General features: G+C 76.1%; 14 protein-coding genes. 6 read left to right on the top strand and 8 right to left on the bottom strand.

What is annotated here, in order from left to right:
• Positions 1-190 precede the first annotated feature (190 nt).
• Together ACIQBJ_RS01570 and ACIQBJ_RS01565 are read right to left on the bottom strand one after the other, a co-directional pair.
• A complete protein-coding gene (locus tag ACIQBJ_RS01570) occupies positions 191-1,237 on the bottom strand; it encodes a LacI family DNA-binding transcriptional regulator (protein ID WP_400701621.1) in 1,047 nt (348 codons plus the stop codon).
• 245 nt (positions 1,238-1,482) lie between these two features.
• Positions 1,483-1,710 (bottom strand): DUF6458 family protein, encoded by a 228-nt coding sequence (locus ACIQBJ_RS01565; RefSeq protein ID WP_400701618.1) that lies wholly within the window; start codon positions 1,708-1,710, stop codon positions 1,483-1,485.
• A 245-nt stretch (positions 1,711-1,955) separates the two neighbouring features.
• Between ACIQBJ_RS01565 and ACIQBJ_RS01560 the strand changes: the two genes are divergently transcribed.
• Positions 1,956-2,585: an ester cyclase gene (locus ACIQBJ_RS01560; protein ID WP_400701615.1), complete on the top strand. Its 630-nt coding sequence runs from the start codon at positions 1,956-1,958 to the stop codon at positions 2,583-2,585.
• A gap of 110 nt (positions 2,586-2,695) precedes the next feature.
• Here the strand turns inward: ACIQBJ_RS01560 and ACIQBJ_RS01555 are convergent, their stop codons facing one another.
• On the bottom strand, positions 2,696-4,015 hold the full coding sequence (locus ACIQBJ_RS01555; protein ID WP_400701612.1) for a TIM44-like domain-containing protein: 1,320 nt from the start codon (positions 4,013-4,015) through the stop codon (positions 2,696-2,698).
• A 145-nt stretch (positions 4,016-4,160) separates the two neighbouring features.
• Positions 4,161-4,601 (bottom strand): MarR family winged helix-turn-helix transcriptional regulator, encoded by a 441-nt coding sequence (locus ACIQBJ_RS01550; protein WP_400701609.1) that lies wholly within the window; start codon positions 4,599-4,601, stop codon positions 4,161-4,163.
• Between the two features lie 107 nt (positions 4,602-4,708).
• Here ACIQBJ_RS01550 and ACIQBJ_RS01545 point away from each other — a divergent pair, with 107 nt between their 5' ends.
• Positions 4,709-5,626, top strand: a complete 918-nt coding sequence (locus ACIQBJ_RS01545) for an alpha/beta hydrolase (protein WP_400701606.1) — start codon at positions 4,709-4,711, stop codon at positions 5,624-5,626.
• Between the two features lie 11 nt (positions 5,627-5,637).
• Here the strand turns inward: ACIQBJ_RS01545 and ACIQBJ_RS01540 are convergent, their stop codons facing one another.
• From ACIQBJ_RS01540 to ACIQBJ_RS01530, 3 genes are all read right to left on the bottom strand, one after another.
• Entirely contained in the window at positions 5,638-6,159 is a 522-nt protein-coding gene (locus ACIQBJ_RS01540; RefSeq protein ID WP_400701603.1) for a hypothetical protein, read from the bottom strand.
• A gap of 82 nt (positions 6,160-6,241) precedes the next feature.
• Positions 6,242-7,066 (bottom strand): DUF1206 domain-containing protein, encoded by an 825-nt coding sequence (locus ACIQBJ_RS01535; RefSeq protein ID WP_400701600.1) that lies wholly within the window; start codon positions 7,064-7,066, stop codon positions 6,242-6,244.
• A 49-nt stretch (positions 7,067-7,115) separates the two neighbouring features.
• The gene (locus ACIQBJ_RS01530) at positions 7,116-7,358 is read right to left on the bottom strand and encodes a hypothetical protein (protein WP_400701597.1); all 243 of its coding nucleotides are present in this window, start codon (positions 7,356-7,358) and stop codon (positions 7,116-7,118) included.
• Positions 7,359-7,589: 231 nt separating this feature from the next.
• On the opposite strand from ACIQBJ_RS01530, the gene ACIQBJ_RS01525 reads away from it, so the two are divergent.
• Positions 7,590-7,760 carry a hydrophobic protein gene (locus ACIQBJ_RS01525; protein WP_400701594.1) on the top strand — a complete coding sequence of 57 codons (171 nt, stop codon included), beginning with the start codon at positions 7,590-7,592 and terminating at the stop codon, positions 7,758-7,760.
• A 111-nt stretch (positions 7,761-7,871) separates the two neighbouring features.
• Here the strand turns inward: ACIQBJ_RS01525 and ACIQBJ_RS01520 are convergent, their stop codons facing one another.
• Positions 7,872-9,128, bottom strand: a complete 1,257-nt coding sequence (locus ACIQBJ_RS01520; protein ID WP_400701591.1) for a phosphatidylserine/phosphatidylglycerophosphate/cardiolipin synthase family protein — start codon at positions 9,126-9,128, stop codon at positions 7,872-7,874.
• A 141-nt stretch (positions 9,129-9,269) separates the two neighbouring features.
• On the opposite strand from ACIQBJ_RS01520, the gene ACIQBJ_RS01515 reads away from it, so the two are divergent.
• From ACIQBJ_RS01515 to ACIQBJ_RS01505, 3 genes are read left to right on the top strand one after another with little or no spacing between them, the layout of a single operon-like run.
• On the top strand, positions 9,270-10,976 hold the full coding sequence (locus ACIQBJ_RS01515) for a phosphatase PAP2 family protein (RefSeq protein ID WP_400701588.1): 1,707 nt from the start codon (positions 9,270-9,272) through the stop codon (positions 10,974-10,976).
• Entirely contained in the window at positions 10,976-11,938 is a 963-nt protein-coding gene (locus ACIQBJ_RS01510; protein WP_400701585.1) for a YihY/virulence factor BrkB family protein, read from the top strand. The genes ACIQBJ_RS01515 and ACIQBJ_RS01510 overlap by 1 nt, the downstream gene beginning before the upstream one ends.
• On the top strand, positions 11,935-12,717 hold the full coding sequence (locus ACIQBJ_RS01505; protein WP_400701583.1) for a phosphatase PAP2 family protein: 783 nt from the start codon (positions 11,935-11,937) through the stop codon (positions 12,715-12,717). Before ACIQBJ_RS01510 ends, ACIQBJ_RS01505 begins: the two co-directional genes overlap by 4 nt.
• Positions 12,718-12,723: the final 6 nt, after the last annotated feature.

Raw genomic sequence — 12,723 nt, 5'->3', positions numbered from 1 at the left:
GCCGGTCCCCGAGTGAACGGCAGCGCCAACTGCCGTGCGGTTGTTCGGTGATGGCCGACAGCGCCAACTGTCGGCCCGGCACGGCAGCGCCAACTGCCGTGCACCGGGCGGCGGCGCCGACCGCCGCCCGTGGTTCTCGATCCACGGCAGGGCCAACTGCCGTGGTAATGCGAGGAGTTCGCCGCCGCTGTCAGCCCTCCGGCGGAGGCGGCGGCGGACCCACCGAGCTCCGGCGGATCACCGGGCACGGCATCCGGTGCGGCACGGCCGGGTCGGCCTCCCGCTCGCCCAGCGCGACCTCCATCGCCCAGCGCCCCATCTCGTAGTGCGGCAGCGCGACGGTGGTCAGCGGCGGGTCCAGCTCGGCGGCGATCAGCTGCTGGTCGTCGTAGCCGACGATCGACAGGTCCTCCGGGACGCGCAGGCCGCGGTGGTGGGCGGCGGTGTACGCGCCCATCGCCATCCGGTCGTTGAAGCAGAACAGCGCGGTCGGCCGGCGGTCGGCCGGCAGGTCGAGCAGTTCCCCGGCGGCGGCCCGGCCGCCCCCCGCGTCGGTCTCGCCGTGCGCGTGCAGCGCGGGGTCGGCGGCGAGGCCCGCCTCGGCCAGCACCTGCAGGTAGCCCTGGTGCCGGAGCCCGGAGGCGACCACGCCCGCGCCGAGCGGCGCGTCCAGGTAGCCGATCCGCCGGTGCCCGGCCGCCACCAGCTCCCGGGTCGCGGCCACCCCGCCCGCCCGGTCGTCCGGCACCACGGCCGGCCAACTCCCGTGCGCGGGACGGCAGTCCAGGAAGACGCTGCCCTCGGCCAGCCCGGCCGGGGCGTCCACCACCTGGTGCCACATCCGGGCGTACACCATCGCGTCCACCCGCTGCCCGGTCAGCGCCTCGATCGCCTGCCGCTCCTGCGCCGGATCGCCGTCGGTGTCCACCAGCACCACCAGGTGGCCGTGCGCGCGGGCCGCGTCGTTCGCGCCCGCCAGCATCCGCCCGGCGAACGGGGTGGTGGCGATGGTGTCGGAGATCAGCCCGATCATCCTGGTCCGCCTGGTCCGTAGGCTGCGGGCCACCGAGTTGGGCGCGTAGCCGATCGCCTCGGCCGCCTCCCGGACCTTCGCCTGGGTCTGCGCCGAGATGCGGTCGCTGCCCGCCCCGCTCAGCACCATCGACACCGTCGCCGTCGACACCCCCGCCGCCGCGGCGACGTCCGACATCCGCACCCGGGCCATCGCCGACCTCACCCCGTCCCGTCCCTGTTCGCGCTCTGTTTAATCGATTAACCGTCGGGAAGCGAGTATGCAACCGCGCCGAAACCCGGGTCAAGGGGCGGGCCCGGCAGCGTTACCGCACCGCAACGCGGGCCGCGGCCCGGCCGTGGGCGTGCCCGGACGCGCGCGGACGTGCCCGGACGTGCCGACGGCGCCGCCCTCCGTGGGAGGAACGGCGCCGTTCGTGTCCGCAGCGGACGCCTCGGGGCCTCGACGTCTCAGAGGATGTCGCGGTGGTGGTGGTCCTCGACCACCACCTCGTCCACGGCCCGGCCCAGGTACCGGCGGCGGCCCAGCACCCGGGCGTACACCACGACGCCGACCAGCCCCGCTGCCATCAGGACCACGCCGACCACCGTCAGATTGACGCCCGCCAGGTGCCAGTCCACGCCGAACGCCAGGATCGCCCCGACCGCCAGCAGGATGATGCAGCCACCGATCCCCATGATCGCCTCCGTCGTCCACTCGCTCCGGCCCCGGACGGGACCGCCCGGCGTCTACCCCCGCCGCGCCGGGCGATGCCCCCGCTCCGGAAGGCTTCTGACGCCCCGTCGGCCCGCGGGGGTCCGTGAGTATGAGCAGCGTGCATGGGAACGGTCGAAAACATGCCTTGGACCTATGGGGCGGGCCCGGGGGAGGGTCGAGGAGCGGCCGGGGAGCCCCGCCGCCGACCCCTTCCGAAGGAGACCCCGTGCGTTCCCGCACCACCACCACCGCGCTCCGCGCCGCCCTCGCCCTCGCCGCCGCGGCCGCCCTGGCCGCCGGCACCACCGCCGCCGCGCAGGCCCGCGACACCGACCCCCGCGCCGACCGGCACCGCGCCGACCGGGCCTGGCCGCAGCGCCTGGTCGACCGCTCGCCCGACCTGGTCCGACCCGGTTCGCTGACCGTCGACCGGACGCTCGGCGAACACCGCGCCGCCGAACTGGTCCGGCTGACCCAGCAGCTCTACACCTTCTGGAACACCGGCCGCACCACCTACCTGGACGCCGCCGTCGACCCCGCCTTCCGCGACCGCACCCTCCCCCCGGGCCGCCCGCAGGGCCCGACCGGCCCCGCCGCCGCCTCCCGGGCCTTCCGCGCCGCCGTCCCGGACCTGACCTGCGAACTCGCCGACGTGATGATCAGCGGCGACCGGATCACCGCCCGCCTGGTCTTCCGCGGCCACTTCACCGGCACCTTCGACGGCCACCACGGCCAGGGCCAGCCCGTCGAATTCAACGCCATCGACATCCAGCACGCCCCGGGCCCCCGGATCACCGAGGACTGGCACATCGAGGACAACCAGACCCTGCTCCGCCAACTCGGCACCACCTCCTGACACCCACCCCCGCAGCCCCGGGACCGGACGCCCCGCCCCTCCCCGGGCCGGTAGCACCGGCGGCCGGTGGCGGCAGGGTGGTGGCAGTTCGTGGGCGGCCGGTGCGGGGGCTACTCCGCTTCGGCGGCGACCACGGTCCAGGTGTCGGCGGAGGCGTCGTCCATCCGGAGGTCGAACGCGAAGGCGATCGGCCGGCGGTCGTGGGCGTTGCCGCGGAGGACCTGCTCGCTGCGCCGGTCGACCTCGTAGTAGACGCCCTCGGCGGCGACCGCGACCCGGAAGACGATCGGGTCGCGGGAGAGCAGCGAGCGCACCGTGACCGACCGGACGACGGCGTTGCGCATGACGGTCCGGTTCGGCGTGCGCACGGACGTGAAGTCCAGGCTGCCGTCGTTCATGACCCACTCCTCGAGGAAGCGCTCGACCGCGACCTCCAGCACCGCCCGGTCGAACCGGCCGTCGAGCACACTCAGGTCGCCGGCGGCGGCGTCGGCGTCCGTGCTCCACGAGATGTTGGTGAGCGAGAGGAGGTCGCCCGCGCCCTTGACCGCGGTCTTGCCCGCCACCTCCAGCACCGCCTCGCGGGCCACCTCCCGCTGGTCCCAGCCGTCGGTCTCGATGGCGCCGGTCAGGTGGTGCGCGCCCTCGGCGGCCTGCTCGATCGAGGAGACGATCCACTCCCCGGCCGGGTTCTTGCGCAGCGTCCAGTACTCGACCGGGCGGGTCGAGCCGTCCTTGCGCCCGGCGTCCGAGCCGTCCCCGCGCCGCACGTAGTCGTTGAGCGTGGCGGTGATCCGGAAGGTCACGGTGTCGTTCACCTCGCCCGCGCGGTTCGCGACGTCGACCAGCTCGACCACCGGACCCGAGACGATCTCCACGACGTTGACCTCGCCGCGCGACGCGTAGTCGTGCAGCTCGTCGGCCCACTTGCCGTAGAGCACCGGGGACAGGATCTGCCGCAGCACGTCGTGGTCGTTCCGGGTCCACGCCTGCTGGGCGGTCGTGTACAGCTGGACGGCCCGCTGTTCCAGCGCGGCGCGGTCGAAGGTCGCGTCCGTGTCGGCGAGGGCGTCGACCCGCGCCCCGACCTGGGCGGCGCGCTCCCGCGCCTGCTCGTCCGCGCGGTGCGCCGTACGGTCCGACACCGTGTTCAGCCCGGCCGCCCGCTGCGCCTTCCGGCGCCGGTGACCGATCCACAGCACCAGCAGGACGATCGCCAGGAGCACCAGCAGCACGACGAACCCGCCACCGCTCCCGGCCCCGAAACCGTGGACGAAGCCGACCCCGCCACCGGTCGTCCCGTGGAAGCCGCCCCCGTGACTGCCCCCGCCGCCGCCACCGCCCCCGCTGCCGCTGAACCCGTGGCTGCCGCCCCCGCCGCGGGCGTACGCGAGCGTCGGGCCGCTCAGCAGCAGGATTCCAGCGACCACCGTTGTCCAGCGACGGGCTTGCACCGGGCCCCCTCCAGGAATCGAAACCGTTCCCCACGAGCCTACAAGCCGACCCGCCCGGGATACCCCGGGGAGGCCCGTCGCCCCCGTCCCCGCGGACCGCCGGGGTCCGCCCCCGGGGCGGTCAGGGGGTGGCGGGGGCGGATTCCAGGGCGGTGCGGAGGGTGGCGAGGGTGGTGGCGAGGTGGGCCAGGTCGGCGGCGGGGACGGGGGAGGTGAGGGTGCGGAGGGTGTCTTCGACCACGGGGCGGCCGGCGGTGAGGCGGGCGGCGCCCTCGGGGGTGAGGCGGAGGAGGGAGGAGCGCCGGTCCTGGGGGTGGGCTTCGCGGCGGCACCAGCCGGCCTCGACCAGGCGGTCGACGGCCTTGCTGACGGCGCCGACGGTGATGGCGAGTTCGGCGACGATGTCCAGCACGCGGCAGTCCGGGACGCGGTCGATGACCTCCAGGAACTCGAACTGGCCCAGGGACAGGCCGAGTTCCTCGCGCAGTCGGGCGCCGACCGCGGTGTAGAGCCGGGTCTCGACCCGGACCAGGTCGACGAAGAGGGGAGTGAGGTGGGTCACAGCGTCTCCAATGGATTCCTAGGAATCATCTTCCGTGGAATGTGGTTAGATCGAGCAGAAGGATTCCACGGAATCAAGTTTCGCATCCCGAGCCCCTGGAGGCCGCCATGTCCCGTCAGCAGCGCGAGCAGTTGGACGCCACGCTCCGTTCCCACCCGCGGCCCGCGGTCCCGCCCACGGTCGAGGAGCAGCGGGCCGGCTTCACGGCGGGCCTCACCCGCCCCGCGCCGGAGGACGTGGCGGTCCGGCGGACCGTCCTCGGCGGGCGCCCCGCCCTGGAGCTGGCGCCCGCGGGGACCGTCGGGCCCGGTCGGCTGCTGTACCTGCACGGTGGCGGGTACGTGGTGGGCTCGCCCGACACGCACGCCGGTCTGGCCGGTGAACTCGCCCGCCGCGCCGGGCTGGACGCGGTCTCGCCGGACTACCGGCTCGCCCCCGAGCACGTCTTCCCGGCGGCCGTGGACGACGGCCTGGCCGCCTACCGCGAACTGCTGGAGACCGGTGTCGATCCGCGTTCCCTGGTGCTGGCCGGCGACTCCGCCGGGGGCGGCCTGGTCCTGGCGACGCTGCTCGCGGCCCGCGCGGCGGGCCTGCCGCAGCCGGCCGCCGCGGCGCTGTTCTCGCCGTGGGTCGACCTCACCCTCGGCGGCGGGAGCCTGCGCGGCAAGGCGGACGCCGACCCGATCTTCGCCGAGGAGGACCTCCGCGCCTACGCCGCGCACTACCTCGGCGACGCCGACCCGGAGGACCCGCTGGCCAGCCCGGCCCTCGCCGACCTCACCGGCCTGCCCCCGCTGCTGATCCAGGTCGGCGCCAACGAACTCCTGCTCGACGACGCCGTCCGGCTGGCCGCCCGCGCGGGCGCCGACGACGTGGACGTCACCCTGGAGATCGGCGGCAACCTCCCGCACGTCTTCCAGCACCACTACGGCCGCCTGCCGGAGGCCGACGCCGCCCTCGACCGCGCCGCGGGCTTCCTCGCCGCCCACGTCGCGGCCCGCCTCGCCACCACCTTCGCAGGCTAGGGCGCTGCGGCTCAGGAGGGGGCCGAACCGTGCAGTTTGTAGACGTCGCCGACCCGCAGGTCCGACGGGGTGCGGTACTCGCCGTGGGCGGCGAGGACGGTGATCGAGACCTGCGAGCGCGGCTGCCGGAAGGTGCGGAAGTACGGGGTGTTGGCCGGGAGTTCGGGCACCTCGACGAGCGGGACGCCGCGCCGTTCCAGCAGGCGGCGCAGCTTGTCGAAGCGGAGCCGGGGCGCGAAGCGGCCGTAGCGGGCGCGCAGGGCGGGGTCGGCGGCGTTGCGGTCGACCCGGGCCAGGCGGTGCACCTGGAGCGAGAAGTGGTGCCCCGACCAAGGGAGTTCGGGACGGGCGCGGTCCCAGTAGAACTCGGTCAGGCCGTAGTCGCGGATCATGTGGTGCGGGTCGAAGGAGTACTCGGCGAAGTCCGCCCCGAGCAGTTCGGCGACCCGCCCGGGCGAGTCCTCCGGGCGGGCGCCCAGCACGGCGCCGGTGGTGACGACGTCCAGGTAGAACGCGAGCGAGTACGGGGTCAACGGGGCTTCCTCGGCGGGGCGTCGGCGCGGGGCAGTCGACCACGAGTCTGCCGCACCCGGCCGAGCCCCCGGCGGACGGGCGTCAGAACCGGCGCCAGCGGGCCGAGGCGAACGAGAAGGCGCCGTACAGCACCAGCCCGGCCGCGACCGCGACCAGCAGCCACGGGCCCGCCGCGGTCTGCGCGAAGCTGCGCAGGGTGTCGTCCATGCCCTTGGCCCGCCCCGGGTCGAAGTGGACGGCCGCCACGACCACGAAGGCCCCGGCGGCGGCGTAGACCGTCCCGCGGGCGAGGTTGCCCGCCACGCCGACGCCGGTGACGCCGGTCCGGACCGGCGGGCGCATCGCGCCGGTGTCGAGCTTGCGCAGGAAGCGCCGCCGGACCGCGCGGACGCCGATCGCCACGCCGACGCCCGCCAGCACCAGCCCCGCCGCGCCGACCAGCCAGCGGCCGCCCGGCCACCCCAGCGCGGTCGCGGTCCAGTCCCGGGAGGAGGCGTCACCGCCCGAGCCGCCGCCCGAGCCCGCCGCGTACGCGCCGGTGCCCCAGGCCACCGAGGCGTAGAACACCGCCCGTCCGGCCGAGAGCAGCCGGGAGCCGGTCTTCTTCTCCCCGGCCTCGCCGAACACCGCCGTCGAGGCCCGCCACAGCGCCATGCCGGCGAAGCCGGCCGCCAGCGCCCAGAGCAGCGCCGTGCCGAACGGCTGCTCCGCGACCTGGTGCAGCGCCCCCTGCCGGTCGGCCTCCTCGCCTCCCGAGCCGAAGGCGATCCGCAACGCCAGCACCCCCAGCAGGGTGTAGAGCACGCCCCGGGCCGTGAAGCCCGTGCGTCCGGCCGCCGTCGCGGCCCGGTCCACCCGGTCCGCCCGGTCCGCCCGGGTGCCGCCGGACTGCTGCGCGTGTGTCATCGTCGCCTCCTCCGTGTCCGTTGACCGTGTCCGTGTCCGTGCCGCGCGTTCAGTCGAGGGTCCGGCCGCGGGTGGCCAGGTTGCCGAGGACGACGTAGACCACGGCCGGAATGCCGTAGTCGAGCAGGATCTGCCCGGTGCGGTCGGAGACCGTGAACAGGCCGCGCGACCACGCGGACAGCCAGTCGGCGGCGCGGTGGAACCAACTCACCAGCGGGTTGGACCCGTTGGCTTCGAAGAGGTCCAGCAGGATCCAGATCACCAGGACGGCGGCGAGCACGTGCGCCACCACGGAAATGATCGAAGTCGTTCGTCTCATGGGCGCCGCTTTGCCCCGGCGCGCCGTCCCAAACCCGGTGCGGACAAGGGGAGTTCGGCAGGGTTGGGCAGATCGGGAGATTTCCGGAGGAATCTGCCGAAACCCGTGCATGGATCGTCCGGCGGCGGGCAGGCGGCGGGGCGTCAGAGACCTGACGCACCGTCGAACCGGTGCACCGTCGAAGCCGACCCCCGGAGGCCCACCGTGGTACCCCTGCTGCTCGTCCTGCTGCTCGCTCTGCTCCTGTTCGGCGCCGGTTTCGCCCTCAAGGCCCTGTGGTGGGTCGCCGTGGTGGTCCTGGTGGTCTGGCTGCTCGGCTTCGTCTCGCGCGGCACCACCGCCGCCGGCGGCCGGGGCCGCTGGTACCGCTGGTAGCCGACCCACCCCCCCCGGAACGGCGGGCTCCCCTCGGGGCGCCCGCCGTTCGGCGTTCCCGGACCCGCGCCGCCGGGCGGCGACGGGTACCCCGAGGGGTCGGGGCCGACGTCAGAGGAAGTGCCGGATCGGCGCGGTGGCCGCCTCCAGGGCGCGGCGGGCGGGGCCGCGGCGGTGCCAGCGGGACGGGGCCAGGGCCTCGCTGCGGGTCAGATCGTGGTCGAAGTCGCGGTCCAGGCGGGCGGTGAACTCCTCGTCGACCACAGCGAGCACCACCTCCTCGTCGTGGTCCAGCGAGCGGCGGTTGAAGTTCGCCGAGCCGACCACCGACACCGCCCCGTCCACGGTCAGCACCTTGGCGTGCATCATCGTGGGCCCGTACTGCCACACCGTCGCCCCGCAGGCCGTCAGCCGCCCGAAGTGGCGCTCGCCGGCCAACTGGCAGACCCGCTTGTCGGTGTGCCGCCCCGGCACCAGCAGCTCGACGGCCACGCCGCGCCGGGCCGTCTCGCACAGCAGGTCCACGAAGTAGTCGTCCGGCGCGAAGTAGGCGGTGGCCAGGCGCAGCCGGTGCTCGGCGGAGGAGATCACCACCCGCATCAGGGTCTGCAGGTCCTGCCAGCCGACGGCGGCCGACCCCCGCACCACCTGGACCACCGCGCCGCCCGGCTGCTCGTGCTCCTCGAAGCGGTCGGCCTCGTCGTACAGCGTGCCGGGGGCGCACTCCGCCCAGTTCTGGGCGAAGGCCGCCGCGATGCCGTCCACCGCCGGGCCGACCACCCGCACGTGGGTGTCGCGCCACTCGCCGGGGTGCCGGGCGTCGCCGCACCACTCCTCGGCGATGCCGACGCCGCCGGTGAACGCGGTCCGGCCGTCCACCACCAGCACCTTCCGGTGGCAGCGGTGGTTCTGCTTGAACGGCGACAGCCGCACCGGACGGCGGAACCAGGAGATCCGCACCCCCGCCGCCGCCATCAGGTCGAGCAGCTCCGGCTCGATCAGCCGGCTGCCGAACCCGTCCAGCAGCAGCCGCACCCGCACGCCCTGCTCGGCCTTGCGGGCCAGCGCCCGGGCGAACTTCCGGGCGATCTCGCCGCGCCAGTAGACGAAGGTCATCAGGTCGACGGTCCGCCGCGCGTCCTCCACGGCGGCCAGCATCGCGGGGAAGATCTCGTCGCCGTTGCGCAGCGGCGTGAGCAGGTTGCCCTCGGTCGCGGCGATCCCGATCAGTGCCTCCAGGCGGCGGCGCAGCACCTGGCCGCGCCCCGCCGCCGACTGTGCCGGCGGTGCCGGTGGTGCCGCCGACGGTGCCGGTGACGCCGCCGACGCGGGCAGGGGCTCGGTCGCGGGCGCGGTCTCGGTGGTCATGGGTCTCGCTCCGTCCGGGGGTCTCGCAGATCGCAGTGGCGGGCGCTCGGCTACCCGTTCCCGGCCGGTCGACGCCTCCGGGCGGGACGGGAGGGGGGAACGGGAAGGGATGAGAACCGCGGATCGGGGGACACGGCGTCCATGACGAGGACTCGGGGGCCCGCCGCGCGGGCCGGCGCACTGGCAGTGACGGCGGCCGGACAGGGAACACTGCTGGTCGCGGCGGGCATGCTGATCACCGATCCGCCGGCCGGCTGGTGGGACCCCGGCGAGAACGGCGCGACCTCCTGGCTGGCCGCGCACCGCACCCCCGCCCTGACCGCCGCCAGCGACTGGTTCTCCGCACTGGCCTTCACCCCGGCGATCGTCACGGTCACCGCGCTCGCCGCCGCCGTGCTGCTGCTCCTGCGCCGCCCGCGCCCGGCGGCGCTGCTCGCGGGCGCGGTCGCGCTGCAGGCGGCGCTGTTCGTGACCGCCGCCCACCTGGTCGACCGGGCCCGGCCGGACGTGGACCGGCTGGACGGGGCGCTGCCCACCTCCAGCTTCCCGTCCGGGCACGTCGGCGCCGCCACCGCGCTGTACGGCGGCCTCGGCCTGCTGGTGCTGCGCTCGGCCCGCGGCCGGTGGCGCGTCGTGGTGGCCGCGCTGCTCTGGACGGTGCCGGTGCTGGTCGCCGCCAGCCGCCTCTACCGGGGCATGCACCACCCCACCGACGTGGTGGCGGGCGCGCTGAACGGCGCGGCCGCGCTCTGGGCGGTGTCCCGGGCGGTGGCCGCCCCCGAGCGGTCCCCGCTGCGGCCCGGCGCACCGCTGCGCGGGCCCGTCGCGCTGGTCCACAACCCGGTCGGCGTGGACGACGCCCTGCTGGCGCGGCTGTCCGCCGCCGTCACCGCGCACGGCCACCGCCCGCCCCGGCTGCTGCCCGGCGCCGCCGAGGACTGCGGGCGGGCCGCCGCCGCGCGGGCCGTCGCCGACGGGGCCCGGCTGGTCGCGGCCTGCGGCGGCGACGGCACCGTGACGGCCTGCGCCGAGGCGCTCGCCGGGACGGACGCCGTCCTCCTGGTCGTCCCCTGCGGCACCGGCAACCTGCTGGCCCGCAACCTCGGCCTGCCCGCCGACCCGGTCGAGGCGCTCACCGCCGCCCTCGCGGGCCGCCCCCGCCGGATCGACCTGATGCGCGCCGAGGGCGACGGCCTGCCCGCCCGGGCCGCCGCCACCATGGCCGGGATGGGGCTGGACGCCGCCGTGATGGCCGCCACCGACCAGGGCCTCAAGCGCCGCCTGGGCTGGCCCGCGTACCTGCTCGGCGCCGCGAAGCACCTGACGGACCGGCACTTCGGGCTGACCGTCACGGTGGACGGCGCCGCCCCGGTCCGCCGCCAGGTCCGGACGGCGGTGGTCGGCAACGTCGGCGCCCTCCAGGGCGGGGTGCGCCTGCTGCCCGGGGCGCGGCCCGACGACGGGCTGCTCGACCTCGTCCTGGTCCGGCCGCACGGCCCGCGCGGCTGGGCGGGCGCGGTCCTCGCCCTGCTCACCGGCGCCCGACGCTCCGGCCCGGACGCCCCGCTGGAGCACTTCCGCGGCCGCCGGATCGAACTCACCGCCGACCGGCCCCGCCCGCGCGAGTGCGACGGCGACCCCGTCGGCGACGGCCGCACCCTCACCCTGACGGTCCGCCCGGACGCCCTGCTGGTCCAACTCCCGCTCCGGGCAGGGGAGCGGGCGCCGGAACGGAGCGGAGCCGCGGCTCCGGCCGAACCGCGCGACACGGACCGGGAGACGGACCGCGACACGGACCGGGCGACGGCTCCGGGCGGCCGCCGGGGCGCCGAGCAGGAGGTGGCCTGATGGGAACCGCCAGCCGGGTCGGGGCCGGGGGACCGGAGCACCTGTCCGCCGACGAGGCCGTCCTGACGCTGCGTCGGCGGCCCTGGTGGCCGCTGGCCCGCGACGCCTTCCTCCGGTTCCGCTACGCCGACGGGTTCAGCCACGCCCGGGCGCTCGCCTTCCAGGTGGTGCTGGCCCTGGTGCCGTTCGCGCTCGCCGTGGTCGGCCTGGCCTCCACGCTGCACGGCGGCCCGGTCGGGCAGCTGGTCGCGGCCGGCATCGAACGGATGGTGCCCGCGTCCAGCGCCGACCTGGTCCGCGAGGTCCTGGACCGCAGCCGGCACCGCACCGGCGGCACCGTCGCGCTCTGGTTCGGCGCCCTGTTCGCGCTCGCCAACCTGGTCACCGCGATGTCCCAGATCGAGCGCGGCGCCAACCGGATCTACGGCATCGAGCGGGACCGCCCGTTCGACCGCAAGTACGGGCGCAGCCTGCTGATGGCCGCCGGGGCGGGACTGCCGCTCGGCACGGGCTTCCTGGTGCTGGTGGCGGGGCCGGAGGTCGCCGCGGCCGCCGAGGAGGTGTTCGGCCTCGGCCCGGGCACCGCCGCCGCCTGGACGCTGCTGCGCTGGCCGGTCGGCCTGCTGCTCACCCTCACCTCCTCCGCGGTGATCTTCCGGCGGGCCCCGCGCCGCCGCCAGCCCGGCTACAGCTGGCTGGCGTTCGGGGCCGGCGTCCACCTGGTGCTCTGGCTGGCCGCGACCTGGCTGCTGACCCTCTACCTGCGGCTCAGCGGCTCCTTCGACGCCGTCTACGGGCCGCTCAGCGTGGTCTTCTCCTTCCTGGTGTGGGCCTACCTGACGGCGATCGCGCTCTTCCTCGGCCTGTCCTTCGCCGCCCAACTGGAGGCCGACCGCACCGGACGGCCCGGCCCCGTCCTCCCCGACCCGGAACGCCCCGACCCGGAACGGAGCACCCGATGATCCGCCCCGCCCTGCGCGCCGCCCGCCGCCCCGTCCGCCGCCCCGCGCTGCGCACCGCCGACCTGCGGCTCGGCGAGCGGCTGCTCGCCGCCGTTGCGGCGTTCGGCGTCGCGGCCGTCCCGGCCGCCCTGCTGCTGGTCCTGATCGAGGCCAACTGGCCGCCGCTGCACCGGCTGGACGCCGGGACCGCCGGGCACCTGCACGCGCTGGTGCGCGAGCACCCCGGCGCGCTCGCCGTGCTGCGGGTGCTCAGCGACGTGGTGTGGGACCCGCTGACGATGCGGCTGCTGGTCGCGGCCGTCGTCGTCCTGCTGCTCCGCCGGGCCTGGCGGCTGGCGCTGTGGGCGGCCGCGACCGCCACCGCCTCCGGCCTGATCGGCTGGGGGGTGAAGGCCGCCGTCGCCCGGGCCCGGCCCGCGCTGCCCGACCCGGTCGCGCACGCCCCCGGGTTCTCCTTCCCGTCCGGGCACGCCATGACGGCGGCGACCTGCTGCGCGGTGCTGCTGCTGGTGTCCGCGCCGGTGCTCGGCCCGCGCGTGCGGCGGGCGGCGTGGGCGGCGGCGCTGGTCAGCGTGCTGGGCGTCGGGTTCACCCGGGTCGCGCTGGGCGTGCACTGGGTCAGCGACGTGCTCGGCGGCTGGCTGCTCGGTACGGCGCTGGTCGCGGCCACCGCCTGGGCGTTCCGGGGCTGGCGGCGCGACACCGGCCGGGACGTCCCGGCCCCGCTCGCCGAGGGGCTGGAGCCGGAACTGGCCGGCCCCGCGCCCGAGCGGGGCTGACGGCCC

This window comes from Kitasatospora sp. NPDC088391 (genome assembly GCF_044753345.1).
Classification (GTDB): domain Bacteria; phylum Actinomycetota; class Actinomycetes; order Streptomycetales; family Streptomycetaceae; genus Kitasatospora.
Note: the sequence above shows the minus strand (reverse complement) of the source record. Positions and strands in the feature narration are given on the sequence as shown.

Bases quoted from the DNA above. Each gene is read 5' to 3' on its own strand.
- ACIQBJ_RS01510 (WP_400701585.1), top strand. From the start codon at position 10,976: ATGGGAACCGCCAGCCGGGTCGGGGCCGGGGGACCGGAGCACCTGTCC.
- ACIQBJ_RS01515 (WP_400701588.1), top strand. From the start codon at position 9,270: ATGACGAGGACTCGGGGGCCCGCCGCGCGGGCCGGCGCACTGGCAGTG.
- ACIQBJ_RS01505 (WP_400701583.1), top strand. From the start codon at position 11,935: ATGATCCGCCCCGCCCTGCGCGCCGCCCGCCGCCCCGTCCGCCGCCCC.
- ACIQBJ_RS01565 (WP_400701618.1), bottom strand. From the start codon at position 1,710: ATGGGGATCGGTGGCTGCATCATCCTGCTGGCGGTCGGGGCGATCCTG.
- ACIQBJ_RS01545 (WP_400701606.1), top strand. From the start codon at position 4,709: ATGTCCCGTCAGCAGCGCGAGCAGTTGGACGCCACGCTCCGTTCCCAC.
- ACIQBJ_RS01520 (WP_400701591.1), bottom strand. From the start codon at position 9,128: ATGACCACCGAGACCGCGCCCGCGACCGAGCCCCTGCCCGCGTCGGCG.
- ACIQBJ_RS01535 (WP_400701600.1), bottom strand. From the start codon at position 7,066: ATGACACACGCGCAGCAGTCCGGCGGCACCCGGGCGGACCGGGCGGAC.